This window comes from Vibrio sp. R11-SG3-ISO9, assembly GCF_059834255.1.
In genome coordinates this window covers 209,487-231,841 of sequence record NZ_JCBDGU010000009.1, presented here as the reverse complement: position 1 = coordinate 231,841, position 22,355 = coordinate 209,487, and the positions used below count along the sequence as shown (strand labels likewise).

The 22,355-nt window shown below is 44.7% G+C and carries 20 protein-coding genes; 11 read left to right on the top strand and 9 right to left on the bottom strand.

The features are described from left to right. From sdhA to sdhC, 3 genes are read right to left on the bottom strand one after another with little or no spacing between them, the layout of a single operon-like run. On the bottom strand, positions 1-1,767 hold the full coding sequence (sdhA, locus tag AC6R05_RS03650; RefSeq protein WP_032551861.1) for a succinate dehydrogenase flavoprotein subunit: 1,767 nt from the start codon (positions 1,765-1,767) through the stop codon (positions 1-3). Then, a complete protein-coding gene (gene sdhD / locus AC6R05_RS03645) occupies positions 1,768-2,112 on the bottom strand; it encodes a succinate dehydrogenase, hydrophobic membrane anchor protein (protein WP_032551860.1) in 345 nt (114 codons plus the stop codon). Beyond that, positions 2,106-2,498 (bottom strand): succinate dehydrogenase cytochrome b556 subunit, encoded by a 393-nt coding sequence (gene sdhC, locus AC6R05_RS03640; protein ID WP_150893808.1) that lies wholly within the window; start codon positions 2,496-2,498, stop codon positions 2,106-2,108. The genes sdhD and sdhC overlap by 7 nt, the downstream gene beginning before the upstream one ends. Positions 2,499-2,914: 416 nt before the next feature. On the opposite strand from sdhC, the gene AC6R05_RS03635 reads away from it, so the two are divergent. Continuing rightward, positions 2,915-4,204, top strand: a complete 1,290-nt coding sequence (locus AC6R05_RS03635; protein ID WP_032551858.1) for a citrate synthase — start codon at positions 2,915-2,917, stop codon at positions 4,202-4,204. Positions 4,205-4,636: 432 nt separating this feature from the next. On the opposite strand, the gene AC6R05_RS03630 is transcribed toward AC6R05_RS03635, so the two are convergent. Then, on the bottom strand, positions 4,637-5,395 hold the full coding sequence (locus tag AC6R05_RS03630) for a Nif3-like dinuclear metal center hexameric protein (RefSeq protein ID WP_500646604.1): 759 nt from the start codon (positions 5,393-5,395) through the stop codon (positions 4,637-4,639). 106 nt (positions 5,396-5,501) lie between these two features. Between AC6R05_RS03630 and AC6R05_RS03625 the strand changes: the two genes are divergently transcribed. Next, positions 5,502-6,260, top strand: a complete 759-nt coding sequence (locus AC6R05_RS03625) for a DUF1853 family protein (RefSeq protein WP_500646603.1) — start codon at positions 5,502-5,504, stop codon at positions 6,258-6,260. A 74-nt stretch (positions 6,261-6,334) separates the two neighbouring features. Here AC6R05_RS03625 and pgm read toward each other — a convergent pair whose 3' ends face one another. Then, the gene (gene pgm, locus AC6R05_RS03620) at positions 6,335-7,981 is read right to left on the bottom strand and encodes a phosphoglucomutase (alpha-D-glucose-1,6-bisphosphate-dependent) (RefSeq protein WP_152469111.1); all 1,647 of its coding nucleotides are present in this window, start codon (positions 7,979-7,981) and stop codon (positions 6,335-6,337) included. 90 nt (positions 7,982-8,071) lie between these two features. Further along, complete coding sequence (seqA, locus tag AC6R05_RS03615; RefSeq protein ID WP_032551854.1) at positions 8,072-8,611, bottom strand: replication initiation negative regulator SeqA; 540 nt, start codon at positions 8,609-8,611, stop codon at positions 8,072-8,074. Between the two features lie 93 nt (positions 8,612-8,704). Here seqA and AC6R05_RS03610 point away from each other — a divergent pair, with 93 nt between their 5' ends. The 3 genes from AC6R05_RS03610 (at position 8,705) to fldA (ending at position 10,407) form a co-directional block, all read left to right on the top strand. Further along, a complete protein-coding gene (locus tag AC6R05_RS03610) occupies positions 8,705-9,466 on the top strand; it encodes an alpha/beta fold hydrolase (RefSeq protein WP_150895921.1) in 762 nt (253 codons plus the stop codon). A 130-nt stretch (positions 9,467-9,596) separates the two neighbouring features. Next, the gene (locus AC6R05_RS03605; protein WP_032551852.1) at positions 9,597-9,818 is read left to right on the top strand and encodes a DUF2788 domain-containing protein; all 222 of its coding nucleotides are present in this window, start codon (positions 9,597-9,599) and stop codon (positions 9,816-9,818) included. A gap of 55 nt (positions 9,819-9,873) precedes the next feature. Further along, on the top strand, positions 9,874-10,407 hold the full coding sequence (gene fldA / locus AC6R05_RS03600) for a flavodoxin FldA (protein ID WP_150869066.1): 534 nt from the start codon (positions 9,874-9,876) through the stop codon (positions 10,405-10,407). A gap of 83 nt (positions 10,408-10,490) precedes the next feature. Here the strand turns inward: fldA and AC6R05_RS03595 are convergent, their stop codons facing one another. Then, positions 10,491-10,991: a DUF4442 domain-containing protein gene (locus AC6R05_RS03595; protein WP_152469113.1), complete on the bottom strand. Its 501-nt coding sequence runs from the start codon at positions 10,989-10,991 to the stop codon at positions 10,491-10,493. A 208-nt stretch (positions 10,992-11,199) separates the two neighbouring features. On the opposite strand from AC6R05_RS03595, the gene fcrX reads away from it, so the two are divergent. Then, positions 11,200-11,649 (top strand): ferric iron uptake transcriptional regulator FcrX, encoded by a 450-nt coding sequence (gene fcrX, locus AC6R05_RS03590; protein ID WP_032551849.1) that lies wholly within the window; start codon positions 11,200-11,202, stop codon positions 11,647-11,649. A gap of 92 nt (positions 11,650-11,741) precedes the next feature. Then, positions 11,742-12,326, top strand: coding sequence for a hypothetical protein (locus tag AC6R05_RS03585; protein WP_500646645.1), 585 nt, complete (start codon positions 11,742-11,744; stop codon positions 12,324-12,326). 96 nt (positions 12,327-12,422) lie between these two features. On the opposite strand, the gene glnS is transcribed toward AC6R05_RS03585, so the two are convergent. Together glnS and nagE are read right to left on the bottom strand one after the other, a co-directional pair. Next, positions 12,423-14,090 carry a glutamine--tRNA ligase gene (glnS, locus tag AC6R05_RS03580; RefSeq protein WP_150893795.1) on the bottom strand — a complete coding sequence of 556 codons (1,668 nt, stop codon included), beginning with the start codon at positions 14,088-14,090 and terminating at the stop codon, positions 12,423-12,425. Positions 14,091-14,396: 306 nt separating this feature from the next. Continuing rightward, the gene (gene nagE / locus AC6R05_RS03575; RefSeq protein WP_032551847.1) at positions 14,397-15,956 is read right to left on the bottom strand and encodes an N-acetylglucosamine-specific PTS transporter subunit IIBC; all 1,560 of its coding nucleotides are present in this window, start codon (positions 15,954-15,956) and stop codon (positions 14,397-14,399) included. 476 nt (positions 15,957-16,432) lie between these two features. On the opposite strand from nagE, the gene nagA reads away from it, so the two are divergent. The 4 genes from nagA (at position 16,433) to asnB (ending at position 22,355) form a co-directional block, all read left to right on the top strand. Beyond that, positions 16,433-17,569: an N-acetylglucosamine-6-phosphate deacetylase gene (nagA, locus tag AC6R05_RS03570; protein WP_500646602.1), complete on the top strand. Its 1,137-nt coding sequence runs from the start codon at positions 16,433-16,435 to the stop codon at positions 17,567-17,569. A 2-nt stretch (positions 17,570-17,571) separates the two neighbouring features. Beyond that, positions 17,572-18,786, top strand: a complete 1,215-nt coding sequence (nagC, locus tag AC6R05_RS03565; RefSeq protein ID WP_032551845.1) for a DNA-binding transcriptional regulator NagC — start codon at positions 17,572-17,574, stop codon at positions 18,784-18,786. Between the two features lie 84 nt (positions 18,787-18,870). After that, positions 18,871-20,457, top strand: a complete 1,587-nt coding sequence (locus AC6R05_RS03560; RefSeq protein ID WP_032551844.1) for a cation:proton antiporter domain-containing protein — start codon at positions 18,871-18,873, stop codon at positions 20,455-20,457. A 233-nt stretch (positions 20,458-20,690) separates the two neighbouring features. Further along, positions 20,691-22,355 carry an asparagine synthase B gene (gene asnB, locus AC6R05_RS03555; protein WP_500646601.1) on the top strand — a complete coding sequence of 555 codons (1,665 nt, stop codon included), beginning with the start codon at positions 20,691-20,693 and terminating at the stop codon, positions 22,353-22,355.

Here is a 22,355-nt window from a genome sequence, read left to right as displayed (position 1 = left end):
TTAGTACGTACGTGCTTTTGGTGGGAACGCTTCACGGTGGATAGGTTCCATGTTTACGTTACGCTTAGACATCTCTTCAGTATCAGGATTGTAAAGCGTGTGGCATAGCCATTGCTCATCATCACGATCAGGGAAGTCAAAACGAGCGTGTGCACCACGGCTCTCTGTACGGTAGTTAGCCGCTACAGCAGTCGCGTAAGCTGTTTCCATTAGGTTTTCAAGCTCTAGACACTCAATACGCTGCGTATTGAATTCTGTAGACTTGTCAGAAAGGTGTGCATTCTTCAGACGCTCACGAATCGCTTTAAGCTCTTCTAAGCCCTCAGCCATTGCTTTACCTTCACGGAATACAGAGAAGTTGTTCTGCATACATTGCTGTAGATCTTTACGGATCTGCGCTGGATCTTCACCGTCCGTGCTGTTTTCCCAACGGTTGTAGCGCTCTAGTGAACGTGCAATGTCTTCTTCAGTTGCTGGCTTCGCATCCGCTTGCTTCTTCAGTGTCTCACCTAGGTGTAGACCTGTTGCACGACCGAATACAACCAAGTCAAGTAGCGAGTTACCACCTAGACGGTTCGCACCGTGTACAGATACAGAAGCAATCTCACCACAAGCAAATAGACCTTGTACTTCAACATCGCTACCGTCTTCAGCTTGCTTGATCGCTTGACCAGAAACTTGCGTCGGAACACCACCCATCATGTAGTGACATGTTGGGATTACTGGAATTGGCTCTTTTACTGGGTCAACGTGTGCGAATGTACGAGACAGTTCACAAACGCCAGGTAGACGAGATTCAAGCGTCTCTTTACCTAGGTGGTCCAGTTTCAGTTTGATGTGTGGGCCCCAAGGACCGTCACAACCACGACCTTCACGGATTTCAACCATCATTGAACGAGCAACAACGTCACGACCCGCTAAGTCTTTCGCGTTTGGTGCGTAGCGTTCCATGAAACGTTCGCCGTCTTTATTTAGAAGGTAACCACCCTCACCACGACAACCTTCCGTTACAAGAACACCTGCGCCAGCGATACCCGTTGGGTGGAACTGCCACATTTCGATATCTTGCATTGGAACACCAGCACGGATCGCCATACCAACACCGTCACCAGTATTGATGTGAGCATTTGTCGTTGAAGCGTAAATACGACCAGCACCACCAGTTGCTAGAATAGTTGCTTTTGCTTTGAAGTAGCATACTTCGCCTGTTTCCATGCAAAGTGCTGTTGTACCAAGGATGGCACCGTCTTCGTTCTTCACAAGATCAAGCGCATACCACTCAGAGAATACGGTTGTTTTGTGTTTGATGTTTTGTTGGTAAAGCGTGTGTAGCAGAGCGTGACCAGTACGGTCAGCTGCCGCAGCGGTACGAGCCGCTTGCTCACCACCAAAGTTTTTCGATTGGCCACCAAAAGGACGTTGGTAAATGGTGCCGTTATCAAAACGAGAGAATGGAAGACCCATCTTCTCTAGTTCGATAACTGATTCTGGGCCATTTTTACACATGTATTCGATAGCGTCTTGGTCACCGATGTAATCAGAACCTTTAACCGTATCGTACATGTGTTGTTCCCAGTGATCCTCATGCGCATTACCTAGCGCAACCGTGATACCGCCTTGAGCAGAAACGGTGTGAGAACGAGTTGGAAATACTTTAGAAAGCAATGCACATGAAAGGCCTTGCTCAGAAATTTGTAGTGCGGCACGCATGCCAGCACCACCAGCGCCGATTACTACGGCATCAAACTCACGAACAGGAATAGTCACTTACGCACCCCACAAAACAAACAGACCAGAGAAGAAATATCCTAGAAGAACCGCAACTACACCTACTTGAAGACCAACACGCAGTTTCGCGCATTTGATGTAGTCGGTTAGCACTTGCCATAGACCGATCCAAGCGTGAACAAGAACCGATGTAAGCGCTAACATGGTAAAGACTTTAGTGAAGGTTCCACCAAAGAACTGAGTCCATGATACGTAAGAGATATCGGTGAAGGCACAAAAGCTCACCAAATAAATTGTGTAAAGCGTCATAATGATTGCAGTTGCACGAATCAGTAGAAAATCGTGAACGCCATTACGACCAAATGTAGAAACGTTGTTTACCATACTAAGATCCCCGCTAGTAGAGACAATACCGCTGTCGCTGCGAATGCAACCTTAGCGCTCTTAGCGCCAGATTCCAGCTCTTCAAAGTGACCTAAGTCCATAAGAAGGTGACGAATACCACCAGCAATGTGGTATGCCAAAGCGGTTAAAATGCCCCACAGAATAAACTTAACGAAAAAGCCATCGACGATGTCGCTTGCTTCCGCAAAGCCTTCTGGGGAAGAGAGGGAAATATTTAATAGATAAAGTAAAATTCCGATCGCAACAAAAGTAATCACCCCAGACACGCGGTGTAGGATGGAAGCTATTGCTGTGATAGGAAAGTGGATAGTCTGCAAATCTAAATTAACAGGTCTTGTCTTTCTTTCTTTCACGGGCTTGCTCACTCAGCTCCATTGAGCATTACGGTCATTAAATAACCTTTGATATTGTTATGGACAAAATTTGGTCGCAAACCTGTAAAATTTAACATTAACTTAACAAATAACTGAAGTTGAGCCTGAGTTAATTGTAAAATATTTGTTAACAACAAGGTTAACGAAGACACCTCACATTTCTTCTTAGCCTTGCATTTATAAGGTTTTAACCAAACTTTTCAGCGCCACTATACGGACGGCAACATTCTAATACAATTGATGTAACAAATAATGCTACACAGCACAGATTTTTAACGAATTTAATGTAAAAAACACTAACAAGTGCACACAAAGCTGCAGAAAAATTGACTTTCCCACGTAAGACCAGTAAAAAAATGGCACATAAACATCCTGGACGGATTAAATAATAAACAAAGGAGATTGTTATGGCGGATAAGAAAGCTACCCTTCATATTGAAGGTCAAGCGCCAATCGAGCTGCCGATTACGGAAGGTGTACTTGGTACGCCAGTGATCGATGTTCGTACACTAGGTTCTAATGGTTTTTTCACTTTTGACCCTGGTTTTCTTGCCACTGCATCCTGTGAGTCTCAAATCACTTTTATTGACGGCGGCAAAGGTATCCTTTTGCACCGTGGTTACCCAATTGACCAACTAGCCAATAACGCTGATTACTTGGAAGTATGTTACATCCTTCTCTATGGTGAAGCCCCATCTCGCGACGAATACGAGAAATTCAAAACTACCGTTACTCGTCACACCATGGTTCATGAACAAATCGCAAGCTTCTTCCACGGCTTCCGTCGTGATGCACACCCAATGGCCGTTATGTGTGGCGTGGTTGGTGCTCTTGCTGCGTTTTATCATGACTCACTTGATATCAATAACGACACGCACCGTGAGATCGCGGCTTACCGCCTGATCTCGAAAATGCCAACGTTGGCGGCAATGTGTTACAAGTACTCGATCGGTCAACCGTTCATCTACCCTCGTAACGACCTAAGCTACGCAGAAAACTTCCTTCACATGATGTTCGCTAACCCATGTGAAGAGTACGAAGTAAACCCTATCGTTGCTCGCGCAATGGATAAGATCTTCACTCTGCACGCAGACCATGAGCAAAATGCTTCTACTTCAACTGTACGTCTATCTGGTTCTTCAGGTGCTAACCCGTTCGCGTGTATCGCGGCAGGTATCGCATCTCTTTGGGGTCCAGCTCACGGCGGTGCAAACGAAGCATGTCTACGTATGCTTGAAGAAATTGGCAGCGTAGATAACATCGAAGAGTATGTTGCAAAAGCGAAGGACAAAGATGACCCATTCCGTCTAATGGGCTTCGGTCACCGCGTTTACAAAAACTACGACCCACGTGCAACAGTAATGCGCGAAGCGTGTCACGAAGTACTGAAAGAGCTAAACATCAAAGATCCACTGCTAGACGTTGCAATGGAACTTGAGCGCATCGCACTTTCTGATGAGTACTTTGTATCTAAGAAACTGTACCCGAACGTAGATTTCTATTCAGGTATCATCCTGAAAGCGATCGGTATCCCTGTTTCAATGTTCACAGTAATCTTTGCGATGTCTCGTACTATCGGTTGGATTGCACACTGGAACGAGATGCACAGCGACCCAACGAACCGTATCGGTCGTCCACGTCAACTGTACACTGGTCAAGAGCAGCGTGACTTTAAAGCACTTCACGAACGTGAATAATCGCTTTTGAAGTATGATTGTTAAAAAGGGTTGATGCGAAAGCATCAACCCTTTTCTTTTATACGAGATACGAGATACGAGATACGAGATACGAGATACGAGATACGAGATACGAGATACGAGATACGAGATACGAGATACGAGATACGAGATACGAGATACGAGATACGAGATACGAGATATTTTGAATATCCGTAACGGCCTGTCAAGGAGATTCCCTACTCCTTCCTTCGTCAGTCTAGGAAATGACAGATTCAGATATAACCCTTTAGCGTTCTGAGTGGCGCATCACATCGGCGGATACAAACTTATAGTTGCTCGTCATCCCCAAGAACGAGTTGGGGATCTCATGAAGCGTATAGCGAACCTTACGAAGTTCCTCAAAGGTTTAAGGGATACTCTCTACTCGTATCCCTCATCTAGCATCTGGTCTTAAACTGGATTATCGATATCGATAAACTCAACATCCAAGCCATGCTCTTTTGCTAGCCACTCACCTAGCGCTTTAATGCCGTAGCGCTCTGTTGCATGATGCCCTGCTGCGAAGTAATGAATGTCTTGCTCACGCGCAGAGTACGTTGTGCGTTCTGAGATCTCACCCGAAATAAATGCATCTAAGCCGTTCGCTGCAGCAAGCTCAATGTAGTCTTGGCCGCCACCTGTACACCAACCGACTGTTTCAATCATTTTATCGGCGTTTTCCGGAGCAATATGCAGTGGCTCACGATTCAAAACTTGATTGATCTTCTCCGCAAACTCAGTACCTGTCATTGGTTTGCGCAGCTTACCAAACATAGCGACTGATTGTGGGTGCCCTTCTAAACCACCTTCTACCTCAATATCAAGCAGTCGAGCCAGCTCAGCGTTGTTACCTAATTCCGGATGAATATCCAGAGGTAAGTGGTAGCCCATAAGGTTGATGTCATTCTTAATCAAAGTGCGGATGCGTTTACCCTTCATACCACGAATCGGCTCAGGCTCACCTTTCCAGAAATAACCATGATGAACAAGCAGTGCATCTGCGTTTAGCTCAACCGCCTTGTCAATTAAAGCTTGTGATGCAGTAACACCTGTAACAACGCGTTTTACTTCAGACGTACCTTCAACTTGCAGACCATTCGGGCTGTAATCTTTAATCTGTTGAGGTTGCAGCTTCTCGTTAAGAATTTTTTCTAATTGTAGGTTATTCATTGCTTGTTCCAGCTTACATTTTTGATAACGTGGTTATATCAATTTACGGGTAGAATGTCGAAAGCATACTTGGGTCGGACGACCTTAGCCAATCAGTGAGGAATAGATGGCGTCATTACAACGATTTTTTCAATGGATCATGGATTCACCGCCACTGTTAGAGTGCAAGCAACCCGTTAGTGATTTAACACAATTTGCATCGTCACAATCACTTCCAAATGACCATCAATATCAAGGCAATCCAAGATTAGGATTTGTTTATCAGCATTTGTGCCAAACTCTGTTCGAAAACTCACCTCATTACGCCATTGCTCATGATGAAATCCAAATCAATGTAGATGGTCGAACATTGGGTGCCATAGACTTTATTCTAGAAGATAAGCGCAACGCTCAATTGGAGCATTGGGAAGTGGCAATTAAGTTCTATCTGCTTCATGAAGATACTTGGTATGGTCCTAATGCGCATGACCAACTCGACAAGAAGTTTGATCGAATGCTTAGCCACCAGCTGCAAATGTCTTGTTCTGAAGCATTTCGCGCTCAATACCCTGACCTCGATATTCAATCGCAACATCTGTTAATGCAAGGCCGCTTGTATACTAACCCGTTTCTTGAACAAAAAGTTCCAACTCATTGTTTAGGTTATGAAATTAACCCCACAAAAGTAAACGGCTACTGGTGTTATCAAAATCAAGCCCACTTAATTGAGGAAGCGCTGTACCCACTTACCAAAAACCAATGGGCGTCAGGTAGTGAGAATTTCAAGCAATCACCCATTACAGAGTTTGGTGATCGCTTCGTACATGGCCAAACAAAGTCTGGGCAATTCTGGTTCGTGATGCCAGAGCGCTGGCCACATGGATAAGACCACTTTCAAAGTGGCACAAAAAAGGGTTGATGCTTTCACATCAACCCTTCTTATTATCTAGCTAAAATCGATTATAGGCCTGCCGCAGCAAACACTTGGTTAACGATCTCTTGAGCTTCTGCTTCGATTTGCTTCAGGTGCTCTTCGCCTTTAAAGCTTTCGCAGTAGATCTTGTAGATATCTTCAGTGCCTGACGGACGAGCTGCAAACCAACCGTTTTCAGTTGTCACTTTAAGACCACCGATTGCTGCACCATTACCAGGGGCGTGCGTTAGACGAGCAGTGATTGCATCACCCGCTAATGTTTCTGCTGCAACCATCTCTGGCGATAGCTTTTTAAGTACGTCTTTTTGAGGACCGTTAGCAACGGCTTGAATACGGTTGTACTTAGACTCACCGTGTTTTGCCGCTAGCTCTTCGTAGTAGTCTTGTGGGTTCTTACCCGTTACCGCGGTAATTTCAGCAGCAAGAAGACACAAAATGATGCCATCTTTGTCTGTTGACCATGGTGTACCGTCTTTACGTAGGAATGATGCACCCGCAGACTCTTCACCACCAAAGCCGAACGTACCGTTGTATAGACCATCCACAAACCACTTAAAGCCTACTGGAACTTCACAAAGTTCACGACCAAGGTCTGCAACTACGCGGTCAATCAATGCACTTGATACCAGTGTCTTACCAACAGCAACATCTTTGCCCCAACCTTCACGATGACGGTATAGGTAGTCGATACATACCGCTAGAAAGTGGTTCGGGTTCATTAGGCCTTTTGGCGTTACGATACCGTGGCGGTCGTAATCAGGGTCATTACCAAATGCTAGGTCGTACTCATCTTTAAGCGCTAACAAACCTGCCATTGCGTAAGGAGAAGAACAGTCCATACGAACCACGCCATCTTTATCTAAAGACATAAACTGGAACGATGGGTCGATAGCTTCACTTACTAAAGTTAAGTCAAGGTTGTATGCCTTACCAATTTGACGCCAGTAGTCGATGCCGCTACCACCTAGTGGATCAACACCAATTTTTAGGTTCGCTTTTTGGATTGCTTCCATATCGATTACATTAACTAGATCATCGATGTATGGCTTAACAAGATCCATCTCTACAAACAGTTCAGATGCTTTCGCTTCTACAAGAGACATGCGTTTCACACCCTGTAGACCTTCTGCGATCAGAACGTTTGCACGATCTTCGATAGCTTGAGTCAGCTCAGCTTCCGCAGGACCGCCATGTACTGGGTTGTACTTGATACCGCCATCTTGTGGTGGGTTGTGAGATGGCGTAATAACGATGCCGTCAGCCTTATCTTCGTGCTTAAGGTTGTACGTTAGAATCGCATGAGAAACACCCGGTGTTGGTGTGTAGCCATTGTCTTGTTGAGTGATTACTTGAACGCCATTGGCAACCAGTACTTCAACAACACTAGAGAATGCTGGCTCAGAGAGCGCGTGTGTATCTTTACCTACAAACAGAGGACCTGTCGTGCCCTGCTCTGCACGCACTTCTGCTACTGCTTGAGCAATAGCAAGAATGTGGTTTTCATTAAATGTTGATTTGTCTGCTGTACCACGGTGACCAGAAGTACCAAACTGTACTTTATGGTCTGGGTTAGAAGCATCCGGTTGCTGTAAGAAATAGTTCGCAACTAAAGCCGGGATATTATGAAGATCTTCCTGCTGAGCTTTCTGCCCGGCACGAGGGTGCATAGCCATTTTGACATCCTTATATACAAAATTAAAAAACAAAAAAACCTCATAATATCTTCTTTAACATGGATATTATGAGGTTTAAATCAGATTTCCTTAGATTGAACCTGTTACTTTTTCTATTAGTTCAGCTTGGAAATTCATGCGACTCATCAACTGTTCAACCATCTGTCTCTTACGACTGGTGTTGTTGTTGGTGATTACCCAAAACGGGCTCTGCGGAATCGCTTTTGGCTTAGTGGTGTTACCGTTAGCCAATAGTGTCGCTTCATTGTCTGCGAAGTAAACACGTTTGCGACCTTTTACTTGAGTCGCTTCTGAAAAGCTCGCTGGGTCAATTTTATGCAGTGTTGATAGCACCAGCATGAAACGATCAATGGCTTTCTTTAAAGAGGCAAATTCATCTGAAATAAGCAGTGAGCGCATCTCTTTTACGCCATCCAGCTTCTCTGGAGTAAAGCCTACTTCCTTACTCACAACGATACCTTTCGGCTCCACGATCTCTTCAGCCGGAGCCAAGCCTTGGTTATCCACCTGCAATAAGCGGCGCAGAATATCTGAAGCACTTTCGCCGATACGTTCTGTCTGACCCGCGATATAACGGTATAGGTCCTCATCAACCTCAATTGTTTTCATTCGCTTTTCACAATCTCAATGTTTAAACTCTGAGGGATTATAGCGAGATCCGCGCGGATACTCTACGTCAAACCCACCATGAATAAGATAAAAATGTCAGTACAGCTCAACTATAAATTGGAAGGTGAGGGTCACACCATCGTTTTGATCCATGGATTGTTCGGTAATCTGGATAATTTAGGCCTACTTGCTCGCGATCTTAGAACCGATCATCAGGTACTCAGTATTGATCTACGTAATCATGGTGTATCCCCGCACAGCGGCACCCACGATTACCGTTCAATGGCCGAGGATGTTGCGCAGCTTTTGGCGTCACTCAACATCTCTAATCCTATCGTTATAGGTCACTCAATGGGTGGCAAGGTTGCGATGGCACTGACTGAATTAACAGATATCGATAAACTCATTGTACTCGACATGGCACCTGTCGCTTATACGCAGAACCGCCATGACAATGTTCTTGCAGGTTTGAATGCTGTTATTAAAGAGCAACCAACTTCTCGTTCAGAAGCGCTCGAGGTATTGGCTCGTCATATCGAAATTGACGGCGTACGACAGTTTTTGACTAAGTCATTGTACAAAAACGAACATGGGATAATGGTTTGGCGATTTAATGTTGCATCGCTAGAGGCCAATTACGCCAACATTATTGGTTGGGAACCAATTGAGAAAACCAGCGTCAAAACTCTACTGATTAAAGGTGGCGACTCTGACTACTTGATGCCAGAACATCAACCTATGGTTCAGCAGCAGTTTTCTAACGTAAAAGCGCACGTCATTGCCAATACTGGTCACTGGCTGCATGCCGAGAAACCAAAAGAAGTCCTCAGAGCTATTCGCAAGTTTTTGAGCTAATAGTCTCGGCTTTTTGAAAGAACAATCTCTATATCAATAGATAAATGAGAAGTCAGCGATTTCTGTTGATTAACTTTATCCCACAACAGTGATATAGTGCGCCCAAGCAAAATTGGTATATAAGGTTCCCATGCTTTACGACTACATGAACATCATTGAATCTATTGGTTTAGATCTTCTATTTGCATCGATTTTCTTTCTAATCGGTATGGCAATCAAAGACGTTCTGAAACAGGGTAATGTTCCGGCATTTGGTCGTCGCATCGTATGGTTAGTGTTGTTCCTTGGCTGCGCAGGTTTTATCGCCAAGGGAATTATTCAAGTGAGCTGGGAAGGTTCAGGAATCGGTTGATTCTGGTCCAAACTTTATTACACCGACAACAGACAAAATGAAAGGTAATGATTCTATGGCAAGTGTAGGTCTCTTCTTCGGTAGCGATACAGGTAACACTGAAGCTGTTGCAAAGATGATTCAAAAGCAATTGAGCAAGCAGCTCGTTCACGTTCAAGACATTGCAAAAAGCAGCAAAGAAGACATCGATAACTTCGACCTGCTTCTTCTAGGTATCCCAACTTGGTACTACGGTGAAGCACAATGTGATTGGGATGACTTTTTCCCAGAGCTAGAAGCTATCGACTTCTCAACTAAGCTAGTTGCTATCTTTGGTTGTGGTGACCAAGAAGACTACGCTGAGTACTTCTGTGATGCTATGGGTACTATCCGTGATATCGTTGAAGCGAAAGGCGGTACTATTCTAGGTTACACTTCAACTGAAGGTTACGAGTTCGAAGCATCTAAAGCACTTGTTGAAGGCGACGATAGCCAATTCGTTGGTCTATGTATCGATGAAGATCGTCAACCAGAGCTAACTGATGAGCGCGTTTCAAGCTGGGTTAAGCAAATCCACGAAGAGATGTGTCTAGCAGAGCTAGAAGACTAATCCGTCTTTAAGCTAACTGAACATATTAAAAAACCTCCCAAGCGGAGGTTTTTTTGTTTCTACTTTTTACAGAATACGATTAGTTAGGCCTCAACAGGTTCATCGTCTTCCCTAAATTGTGGTTTCTTCCTTACGTAGAGCGTACGTTGGATTTCAGACACCACCTGCCCTTTTTTATCTTTTACATAAATAATGAACTCTGGGAAACACTTTTCACCCAGTTGAGTCTGACGATAAATGTCATCCAACTGATTTTGACTAATTTCAAACTCGGCATACAGATCCGACTGACCTGGCTTGATAAAGTTAATGCTCGCTTCTTTATCCCAAACATAATAACGCTCACCAAGAATTCCCATTAACATCAATGAGTAAACTGGATCAGTAAGAGAAAAAATGCTCCCTCCATACTGAGTGCGATTGGCATTTTTGTTCCACCAACGTAGCTTCAATACGGTTTTTACAACTCGGAAATCAGGGCTAATGTGGGCAATTTTGATTCCTGCGCCCCAAAAAGGCGGCCAGATGTTGAGCGCAAACTTAACGATATTGGGTTTGTAGATTCTAGCGAGTTGCTTATTCATTACGATCTTCCATGTTCTGTTTTTTATTCACCACCATAATAACTGGTCGTACCTCCAATATAAGAGAGATATTTAGATTTTACAAAACAGATTGTGATGTAAGTGAGTAACCCTTTGAAGTTCGTGGTTTATTGTTGTGGTCGAGTATCCTATAATAATGGGAATATTGAATTCTGTTAATTGCTGCAGATCATCAACAGGAAAGTATATGTCAGACAACAATCAAGCGCTAAAAGATGCTGGTCTTAAAGTGACCCTCCCAAGGCTCAAAATTCTAGAAGTATTACAACAGCCAGACTGCCAACACATTAGTGCTGAAGACTTGTATAAAAAGCTAATCGACCTCGGTGAAGAGATTGGCCTTGCGACCGTTTATCGAGTTCTTAACCAATTCGATGACGCTGGCATTGTAACTCGCCACCACTTCGAAGGCGGTAAGTCTGTATTCGAACTATCAACGCAGCATCACCACGATCACCTTGTATGTTTAGACTGTGGTGAAGTGATTGAATTCTCAGACGACATCATCGAAGAGAGACAAAAAGAGATCGCTAAGCGTTACAACGTTCAGCTAACAAACCACAGTTTGTACCTTTACGGTAAGAGCATGACGGGTGATTGCAAAGGCAACCCAGACGCACATAAACCGAAGAAATAGAAAAAGCGCTGGCCTCGGTCAGCGTTTTTTATTTGTCCGCTATGAATAATATCTCGACTTCATCATCTCAAAACGGCTTCACACTGATTGAAATGATTGTTGCTATAGCAATCATTGGCATCATTGCGGTAGTTGCCCTACCGCGATTCCTTGGTATACAAAACGACAGTCGAATTGCTCAATTTCAAGCTGCAGAGTCACAGTTCCAAACTGCCGTTACCTATGCTCATAGTAAATGGTTGGTCAATGGTGGTGGCAGCTCAGAGATGAATGATCTACCCGGGTTTGGTGAAGACGAAAACGGTAATCCTCAGCTCGATATCAACGACGAAGGTTATCCATTAGGCACAACCAAAAACAATCCTATGGGCGCACCGTATAATATTGGCCAAGGCCATCAAGGCTGTGTTGATATCTGGAATGCGATTATGAACACTGAACTAACCGTTACGACAGATAGGGATAATTTCGAAGGCTTTGACTTTGTATCGAGACGACAAAACCTCGATTTCTTCACCAAAGAAGGTCAATTTATTCAAAATGCTAAAGCCGTTTGCTATTACATTTATACGGCTATCGGCCACCACCGTAACCCAGATAGAGCCGAATACGTCTTTTGGTATAACTCGCGTACGGGTGAGATCAGTAACAGTCGGCCTGAGGATATGACTCCTTAAGTCAATAATCTCGGCTACCCCCTTTGGCCTCTATCATCTAGACGTAAAAAAGCCGGCAATTATGCCGGCTTTTAATATGTCTAACAGAAGATGCAATTAAGCTTCTGTTTTACCCCAAGTATCACGTAGACCAACCGTACGGTTGAACACTAGCGCGTCTGCTTTCGAGTCTTTTGAGTCAACACAGAAGTAACCTGTACGCTCAAACTGGAAGCCTTGCTCTGGGGCTGCTTCTGCTAAGCTAGGCTCAACGAAGCCGTTCAGTTTAACCAAAGAGTCTGGGTTGATTGTTGCAGCAAAGTCATCCGCAGCCGCTGGGTTAGCTACTGTAAATAGACGATCGTACAGACGAATCTCTGCTGGTAGTGCTTTGTCAGCAGATACCCAGTGAATAACACCTTTTACTTTGCGACCATCAGCTGGGTTCTTACCTAGCGTTTCATCGTCGTAAGAACAGAAGATCGTTGTGATGTTACCTTCAGCATCTTTCTCGATACGTTCAGCTTTAATCACATAAGCACCACGTAGGCGAACTTCTTTACCTAGAACCAAACGCTTGTACTTCTTGTTTGCTTCTTCACGGAAGTCATCACGCTCAATCCAAACTTCACGAGTAAATGGTACTTCACGAGTGCCCATTTCAGGTTTGTTCGGGTGATTTGCTACCGTTAGTGTTTCCACTTTGTCCGCATCGTAGTTTTCGATCACGATCTTAACTGGATCCAGTACAGCCATTGCACGTGGTGCGTTCTCGTTAAGGTCGTCACGGATACAAGATTCAAGCGAACCGAATTCAATCATGTTCTCTTGCTTCGTTACACCGATACGCTTACAGAACTCACGGATAGACGCAGGCGTGAAACCACGACGACGCAGACCAGAGATTGTTGGCATACGTGGGTCGTCCCAACCATTAACTAGGTTTTCAGTCACAAGTGTGTTCAGCTTACGCTTAGACATCACCGTGTACTCTAGGTTTAGGCGGCTAAATTCATACTGACGTGGCTGACAATCAATCGTAATGTTATCTAGCACCCAATCGTATAGACGACGGTTGTCTTGGAATTCTAGAGTACAGATAGAGTGCGTAATGCCCTCTAGTGCATCAGAAATACAGTGCGTGAAATCGTACATTGGGTAAATGCACCACTTGTCACCAGTTTGGTGGTGGTGAGCAAAACGCACACGGTAAATAACTGGATCGCGCATTACCATGAACGACGAGCTCATGTCGATCTTAGCACGCAGACACGCTTTACCTTCTTCAAAGCCACCATCACGCATCTTTTCAAATAGCGCTAGGTTCTCTTCAGGGCTGCGATCGCGGTATGGGCTCGCTTTACCAGGCTCTTTTAGCGTGCCACGGTATTCACGGATCTGCTCAGGACTTAGCTCGTCAACGTACGCTAAGCCTTTATTAATTAATTCGACAGCGTAAGCGTAAAGCGTATCGAAGTAGTTTGATGAGTAACAGATGTCACCAGACCACTCGAAGCCTAACCAGCTTACATCATTCTTAATTGACTCAACGTATTCAACGTCTTCTTTTTCAGGGTTTGTATCATCGAAACGAAGATTACATTGTCCCTGGTAGTCCTGAGCAATACCAAAGTTCAAGCAGATAGATTTAGCGTGACCAATGTGCAGGTAACCATTCGGCTCCGGCGGGAAACGAGTATGCACGCTAGTGTGTGTACCATCCGCTAAATCTTTATCAATAATTTGGCGAATGAAATTCGATGGACGAGCCTCAGCTTCACTCATCTATAGCACCTCTATGTATTTAGTATTGTCAGAGAAAAATTCTTCTTTCTGTTCTAGAAACAGCGCTTTTAACTCAAGCCTAGGATAGAAAGATCATTGTTGCTAATCATCCACAATTCTTAGGCTTTACACAATAAGAACCATCAGTTTATTGCGAATATTTCTGCTATTCGATGAAGAATAGAACGCTGAATGATTCAAGCGTCAAAGCCAGATACGAAAAAGCCTCCCATAAGGGAGGCTTCAATTTCGATTTACTTAGTTCTTTGGGCTGTTGCGTGAGTGATTTGCTCTACGCGAAAGCGACTAAGGAAGTTTAACGTCTGATAGGTCTTCACCTGCACCGATTGCTTTCATTTCGCCAGCAACGATTTCAGCTAGTGGGCCTAGGATAACCTGTAGGTTGTTTTCACCTAGTTTAACCACACCTTTAGCACCTAGTTTCTTAAGAACAGCTTCGTCAGCTACTGAGCGGTCTTTAAGAGTTAGACGTAGACGAGTGATACAAGCGTCGATTGAAGTTAGGTTCTCGTGACCACCTAGAGCTTTCAGGTATTGACGAGCTAGGTCACCTTTTGGCGCTTCACCGTCAGTTGCTGCAGCACCTTCTTCGTCATCTTCACGACCTGGCGACTTCAGGTTGAAAGCGCGGATTGCGAAGCTGAATGTGAAGAAGTATAGAGCACCGAAGCCTAGACCGATGAATAGTAGCGTCATTGGCTTAGTCGCTAGACCGAAGTTCAATACGAAGTCGATTAGGCCAGCAGAGAAACCGAAGCCGTGAAGCGTACCGAACATGTTAGCGATTACTAGAGATAGACCAGTAAATACAGCGTGCATTGCGTATAGAGCAGGAGCTAGGAATACGAACATGAATTCTAGTGGCTCTGTGATACCTGTTAGGAATGAACAGAATGCTACTGAGAATAGTGCGCCACCAACTTGACCGCGTTTTTCAGCTGGAGCTGCTAGGTACATTGCTAGTGCTGCACCTGGTAGACCAAACATCATTACTGGGAAGAAGCCGTTCATGAATACGCCAGCGCCTTTGTCGCCGCCGAAGAAGCGGTGTAGGTCACCAGACTTAACTGTTTCAGTTACTTCTTTAACAACTGCAGTGATTTCTGGGTTTACAGAGTTCGCGAAGTTGAATGTGTACTCTTGACCAACAACTAGAGTTTTCGCTAGAGCTGGGTCAACACAAAGTTGCTTGAAGCTTTCGAAGCCAGCAGAACCAGCTACTACGATCTCTTGACAAGTACCCATACCGAACCAGAAGTAAGAGTTCAATACGTGGTGTAGACCTACAGGGATAAGTGCACGGTTAAGAGTACCGTATACGAACTGACCGATAGCGCCAGACGTTGATACTGCGTGAGCTAGTGCATCTAGACCAGATTGAACACCAGGCCATACCACACCAGAGATTGCACCAGCAACTAACGCAAATAGACCGGCCATGATAGGCACAAGACGTTTACCTGCGAAGAATGCTAGCCACTCAGGAAGGCGTGTTGCATGGAAAGCGTTGTATGAGTGACCTGCGATGATACCTGCGAAGATACCGCCGAAGAAAGACATGTTTACGTCAGCATTAATTGTTGTTGCTGTCGCAGTTAGTACGAAGTAAGCAACCGCACCAGCAAGACCTGCTGCACCGTTACCATCTTTAGAAAGACCAATTGCGATACCTAGACCAAATAGCAGCGGTAGGTTACCGAAGATAGCACCACCAGCTTGCGCCATGAATGGAATATCAAGTAGATCGCCTTGACCTAAACGTAGTAGAAGCGCCGCAATCGGAAGCGTTGCGATAGGAAGCATTAACGCTTTACCCAGCTTCTGTGCATATCCTAGAATATTCACCTGTTGTTTCCCCCTATAGGATTTTTAGAATTCGTTTGAGAAACTTATTTTAGTCGCTCAATTTAGTCCTAATCAGTGTATTCAATTAATTTTGCTCCGCAAATTAAAACCTTACCATTTGTGATCCTAATCACCAGTTTTTGCCAAATCCCAAGGTTTTTGCTAGCGAGATCATAAAACTTATTTTATCATTCAAAAAAATGAAGATTTACAGATAAAATTCGACACTAAACATTAGGCCAATGCATAGGTAGCACCCGCTTTCTTTGCCTCACTAATAATCAATAACCAGGCCGCCTAATGAAAGGCTACAACGTATTTGTTTACTGTATTTTCAATGGCTTAATTCGAACTTCACTTTGAAGTTTGCCGATTTAAAAAAGTTAAATCGTTACGTAAATGATGTTTGCAAACTAAGTCGACATTTAGGTAACGAACAAAATTTAAAGATCTCACGAAATAAGGATTAGCTGACTATGTACGCGCTAAGTAACTGTAAAATCTACACTGGTAGTGATGTTCTCACCGATCACGCAGTTGTTGTTGAAAACGGACTGATTAAGCAAGTCTGCCCTGTTGCTGAACTGCCAGACGGTATTGAGGTTCGTGACCTAGACGGTGCTAACCTAAGCCCGGGCTTTATTGACCTACAACTTAACGGTTGTGGTGGTGTGATGCTCAACGATGAAATCACTGCTGAGACTATGCAGATTATGCACCGAGCTAACCTTAAGTCTGGCTGTACTAGTTTCCTGCCAACACTGATTACCTCTTCAGACGAAGATATGCGCGCAGTCATCACTGCTGCTCGTGAATACCACAACCAATACCAAAACCAATCTCTTGGTTTACACCTAGAAGGTCCTTACCTTAACGTTGCGAAAAAAGGTATTCACAGCGTCGACCACATTCGCAAATCAGACAGCGAGATGATCGATCTAATCTGCGAAAACCGCGATCTCGTTGCTAAAGTTACTTTGGCCCCTGAATTAAACGACCCTGAGCATATTGAACGCCTACACAAAGCTGGTGTTGTAGTTTCTATCGGTCATACCAATGCGACTTACGCTGAAGCGCGTAAAGGCTTTGAATCTGGTATCACATTCGCAACACACCTATTCAACGCGATGACACCAATGGTTGGTCGTGAGCCAGGTGTTGTAGGCGCAATCTACGATACGCCAGAAGTTTACGCCGGTATTATCGCTGACGGCTTCCACGTTGATTACGCAAACATCCGTATTGCACATAAAATCAAGGGAGAAAAGCTTGTATTAGTGACGGATGCCACAGCTCCTGCAGGTGCTGACATGGAATACTTTATTTTTGTCGGTAAGAAAGTATATTACCGAGATGGTAAGTGTGTTGATGAGAACGGCACACTGGGCGGCTCAGCTTTGACTATGATTGAAGCAATACAGAACACAGTTGAGCACGCTGGAATCGCTTTAGACGAAGCTCTGCGCATGGCGACTCTGTACCCAGCAACAGCGATGGGTGTGGAAGATAAGCTAGGTCGAATCAAGAAAGGCATGGTTGCAAACCTGGCTGTATTCGATAGAGACTTCAATGTAAAAGCGACTGTTGTTAACGGACAATACGAGCACAATTAAGTATGAATGGCGGACAAATAGGTAACGTAGACTTAGTTAAACAACTAAACAGTGCGGCGGTATATAGACTAATAGACCAACAAGGTCCTATCAGTCGTATACAAGTGGCTGACGTAAGCCAACTCGCACCAGCAAGTGTTACAAAAATTACCCGCCAATTATTAGAACGTGGCCTTATCAAAGAGGTCGCGCAGCAAGCGTCTACTGGCGGTAGGCGCGCTATCTCCCTAACGACAGAGGTGGAACCTTTTCACTCCATCGCTGTTCGTTTGGGCCGAGATTATATCCAACTCAGCCTGCATGACCTTGGTGGTCGTGAACTGGCTTTTGTTCAAGAAGACCTAAATTACTCGGATCAATCCGATTTGATGGAAGGCTTGTTGACGACCCTTAAGTCTTTTGTTGCTGAGCAGCAGTATCAAATCGACCAATTGATTGCGATCGGTATTACCCTACCAGGCCTTGTAAACCCGACAACGGGTGTGGTTGAGTACATGCCAAATACCGATATAGATAACCTAGCCCTTAGCGACATTATTCGCGACACATTCCACGTTGCTTGTTTCGTAGGCAACGACGTTCGTGGTATGGCGCTCGCTGAACACTACTTCGGTGCAAGCCAAGACAGTCAAGACTCTATCCTAGTCAGTGTTCACCGTGGTACGGGAGCGGGCATTATCGTTAACGGCCAAGTGTTCTTAGGGCATAACCGTAACGTTGGTGAGATTGGTCATATTCAAATCGACCCACTGGGTGAGCAGTGTCAATGTGGCAACTTTGGTTGTTTAGAAACCGTTGCAGCAAACCCAGCTATCGTGGAGCGCGTTCAAAAGCTGATTAAGCAAGGTTACGAGTCCTCTCTAACTGAGCTTGAGCGCATCACAATTCAAGATGTTTGTGACCACGCGATGAATGGTGATGAACTGGCAAAACAGAGCTTGGTTCGCGTTGGTAACCAATTAGGCAAAGCGATTGCCATGACGATCAACTTATTTAACCCACAAAAAGTGATCATTGCTGGTGATATTACTAAAGCTCAAGACATTGTTTTCCCCGCAATTAAGCGCAATGTAGAGAATCAATCGCTAACGACTTTCCATAGCGGCTTGCCTATTGTAGCATCTGAGATCGATAAACATCCGACAATGGGTGCTTTCGCGATGATCAAGCGTGCCATGCTCAACGGCGTGTTATTGCAGAAGTTACTCGAAGACTAAAGAAAAACAATATTGATTTTCCGCGGGCCGTGTTTGGATAAACACGGCCCGTTTTTATAAGCTAGGGAACAACAACTACAAGTTATGGAACTTATATTATTATCCGCTGCATTTATTGCAGGCTTTATCTCTTTAAAGTGTCAACTTCCGCCACTCGTTGGCTTTCTCATTGCTGGCTTTGCGCTTAACGCGTTTGGTTTTGAAAGTAATGACACCATCGTGACTCTTGCCGACCTCGGCGTAACCCTGTTGTTATTTACGATTGGCCTTAAGCTAGATATCAAAACCTTGCTATCCAAAGAGATCTGGGCTGGCGCAACAGTGCATAACCTGCTTTCTACCCTCTTTTTTGCACTGGCTCTGTTTGGCTTTAAACTACTTGGGATCTCTTCCCTTGCGGCAATGTCGAACGAACAGATCATCTTATTAGGTTTTGCCCTCTCCTTCTCTAGTACGGTTTTTGCAGTCAAAACCCTTCAAGAGAAAGGTGAAATGAATGCCACCTACGGTACTCTGGCGATCGGCATCTTGGTTATGCAAGATATCTTCGCAGTGGTATTCCTAACTGCTTCTACCGGTAAGATCCCTGAATGGTATGCCATTGCCCTATTTGCACTTCCTCTACTACGCCCACTCTTCTACAAAGTACTCGACTGGGTTGGCCACGGCGAAATGTTGGTGCTATTTGGTATCTTCTTCGCATTGGTTGTTGGTGCTGGCCTGTTTGATTTTGTTGGTGTTAAACCCGATCTTGGCGCACTGATCTTAGGTATGTTGCTTGCGGGTCACGCTAAAGCATCGGAACTATCAAAGTCACTCTTCAACCTAAAAGAGCTGTTCCTCGTCTGCTTCTTCTTAAACATCGGCTTATCTGAGCAACCGACTATTCAAGGCTTTATGCTGGCAATCCTGTTCTTACTGCTATTGCCAGTCAAAGGCTTCCTCTACTTCTGGGTACTCAACTTCTTCAAATTCCGCGTCCGCACCTCGCTACTTGCGTCGCTTTCTCTATTCAACTTCAGCGAATTCGGCCTGATCGTTGGTGGTCTTGCATTTAAGATGGGATGGATGTCTGGCGATATCTTGGTCGCAGTCGCAATTGCTGTCTCTCTCTCTTTCTTGATTGCAGCGCCACTCAATCGCGCTGGGCACAAACTGTATCAACAGTCTGGTAAGTGGCTAAAAGAGCACGCAGCAGAAAAGCTCAATCAGCGTGACAAGCGAATTGACCCAGGGCATGCCCAAGTATTGATTCTTGGCATGGGTCGAATCGGTACCGGTGCTTATGACGAACTCCGCGCTCGTTACGGCAAAGTCAGCCTAGGAGTAGAAGTAAGAGAAGAAGCAGCACATAGCCATCGCAGCCATGGGCGTAACGTTATCTCTGGCGACGCAACCGACCCGGACTTCTGGGAACGCATTCTAGATACCGCTAATGTTAAGCTCGTTATTCTAGCTATGCCTCATCACCAAGGTAATCAGACGGCTCTCGAACAACTCAAAGCGCGTAACTTTAAAGGTCAAATCGCTGCTATCGCCGAATATTCAGATCAGTTAGAGACACTTAAAGAAAACGGTGTTGATGCTGCATTCAACATTTATAGCGAAGCGGGTAGCGGTTTTGCACGTCACGTATGCGAGCAACTCAACCCTAACATCATGAAAATGTAGTCTTTGACTCCAGCCACTCACTCTTATTTTCGATCAAATATTGTCGATAATTTGAGAGGAGTGGCTAAAAATCACACCACATTTAAACCCTATCAATCAAAACCTCACTTCAATTAAATATTTTTTAATATAACCCTCTTTATATAATTTTTTTCATCATACCCGGTTGCATTTTTTAACCAGAATGGCAAATTGAATGCAGTTGATTTGGAAATGATTTGAAAGGAAGTTCTATGTGTTCAGTATTTGGCATTCTTGATATTAAAAGTGATGCTGCAGCACTTCGCCCTGTTGCTCTAGAGATGTCTAAAAAACTCCGCCACCGTGGCCCAGACTGGTCTGGTATTTACGCAAGCGACAAAGCAATTCTTGCTCACGAGCGTCTAGCTATCGTCGGCCTAAATAGCGGTGCACAGCCTCTATACAGCCAAGACAAAAAACACATCTTGGCAGTAAACGGCGAAATTTATAACCACAAAGAACTTCGCGCTCGTTACCAAGATAAATACGAATTCCAAACGGATTCTGACTGTGAAGTTATCTTGGCACTATACCAAGAGCTAGGTGCAGACCTGCTTGAAGAGCTAAACGGTATTTTTGCATTCGTACTTTACGATGAAGAGAAAGACGAATACCTAGTTGGTCGTGACCACATCGGTATTATCCCTCTATACCAAGGTTACGATGAGCACGGTAACTACTACGTTGCCTCAGAAATGAAGGCACTAGTGCCAGTATGTAAAACAGTGAGCGAATTCCCTCCTGGTTGTTCATACGGTTCAAAAGATGCTGAGCCTCAACGCTACTACGTTCGTGACTGGAACGAATACGCAGCGGTACAAGGTAACTCAACCAGCAAAGAAGAGCTGACAGAAGCGTTAGAAGCTGCGGTTAAACGCCAACTAATGACTGACGTTCCTTACGGTGTACTTCTATCCGGCGGTTTGGACTCATCTATCACATCTGCAGTAGCGAAACGCTTTGCGGCAATGCGTATCGAAGACGATGAGCAATCTGAAGCTTGGTGGCCACAACTGCACTCTTTCGCTGTTGGTCTTGAAGGCGCGCCTGACTTAGTCGCTGCTCGTGAAGTTGCTGACAAGATTGGTACGGTTCACCACGAAATGACCTACACAATCCAAGAAGGTCTGGATGCGATTCGCGACGTTATCTACCACATTGAAACTTACGATGTGACCACCATCCGTGCATCTACTCCAATGTACCTACTTGCTCGTAAGATCAAAGCGATGGGTATCAAGATGGTACTTTCTGGTGAGGGTGCGGATGAGATCTTCGGTGGCTACTTGTACTTCCACAAAGCACCAAACGCAAAAGAGTTCCATGAAGAGACAGTACGTAAACTTCTAGCTCTGAACATGTTTGACTGTGCTCGAGCAAACAAATCTCTAGCAGCTTGGGGTGTTGAAGGTCGTGTACCTTTCTTAGATAAAGAATTCATTGATGTTGCAATGCGTCTAAACCCAGAAGATAAGATGTGTGGTAACGGTAAGATGGAAAAACACATCCTACGTGAGTGTTTTGAACACTACCTACCAGATTCTATCGCTTGGCGTCAGAAAGAGCAGTTCTCAGATGGTGTAGGCTACGATTGGATCGATACTCTGAAAGCAACAGCGGAAGCGAAAGTAACCGACCAGCAAATGGAAACAGCGAAATTCCGTTTCCCATACAACACGCCAACAACCAAAGAAGGTTACGCTTACCGTGAGATCTTTGAAGAGTTGTTCCCGCTAGATTCTGCAGCAGAGTGTGTACCTGGTGGTCCATCTGTAGCATGTTCATCTGCGAAAGCGATTGAGTGGGATGAGTCATTTAAGAACAATGCTGATCCTTCAGGTCGTGCTGTTAAAGCGGTTCACAACGACTCTTACTAG

Bases quoted from the DNA above. Each gene is read 5' to 3' on its own strand.
- sdhD (WP_032551860.1), bottom strand. From the start codon at position 2,112: ATGGTAAACAACGTTTCTACATTTGGTCGTAATGGCGTTCACGATTTT.
- AC6R05_RS03635 (WP_032551858.1), top strand. From the start codon at position 2,915: ATGGCGGATAAGAAAGCTACCCTTCATATTGAAGGTCAAGCGCCAATC.
- AC6R05_RS03630 (WP_500646604.1), bottom strand. From the start codon at position 5,395: ATGAATAACCTACAATTAGAAAAAATTCTTAACGAGAAGCTGCAACCT.
- AC6R05_RS03625 (WP_500646603.1), top strand. From the start codon at position 5,502: ATGGCGTCATTACAACGATTTTTTCAATGGATCATGGATTCACCGCCA.
- pgm (WP_152469111.1), bottom strand. From the start codon at position 7,981: ATGGCTATGCACCCTCGTGCCGGGCAGAAAGCTCAGCAGGAAGATCTT.
- seqA (WP_032551854.1), bottom strand. From the start codon at position 8,611: ATGAAAACAATTGAGGTTGATGAGGACCTATACCGTTATATCGCGGGT.
- AC6R05_RS03610 (WP_150895921.1), top strand. From the start codon at position 8,705: ATGTCAGTACAGCTCAACTATAAATTGGAAGGTGAGGGTCACACCATC.
- AC6R05_RS03605 (WP_032551852.1), top strand. From the start codon at position 9,597: ATGCTTTACGACTACATGAACATCATTGAATCTATTGGTTTAGATCTT.
- fldA (WP_150869066.1), top strand. From the start codon at position 9,874: ATGGCAAGTGTAGGTCTCTTCTTCGGTAGCGATACAGGTAACACTGAA.
- AC6R05_RS03595 (WP_152469113.1), bottom strand. From the start codon at position 10,991: ATGAATAAGCAACTCGCTAGAATCTACAAACCCAATATCGTTAAGTTT.
- fcrX (WP_032551849.1), top strand. From the start codon at position 11,200: ATGTCAGACAACAATCAAGCGCTAAAAGATGCTGGTCTTAAAGTGACC.
- AC6R05_RS03585 (WP_500646645.1), top strand. From the start codon at position 11,742: ATGATTGTTGCTATAGCAATCATTGGCATCATTGCGGTAGTTGCCCTA.
- glnS (WP_150893795.1), bottom strand. From the start codon at position 14,090: ATGAGTGAAGCTGAGGCTCGTCCATCGAATTTCATTCGCCAAATTATT.
- nagA (WP_500646602.1), top strand. From the start codon at position 16,433: ATGTACGCGCTAAGTAACTGTAAAATCTACACTGGTAGTGATGTTCTC.
- nagC (WP_032551845.1), top strand. From the start codon at position 17,572: ATGAATGGCGGACAAATAGGTAACGTAGACTTAGTTAAACAACTAAAC.
- AC6R05_RS03560 (WP_032551844.1), top strand. From the start codon at position 18,871: ATGGAACTTATATTATTATCCGCTGCATTTATTGCAGGCTTTATCTCT.
- asnB (WP_500646601.1), top strand. From the start codon at position 20,691: ATGTGTTCAGTATTTGGCATTCTTGATATTAAAAGTGATGCTGCAGCA.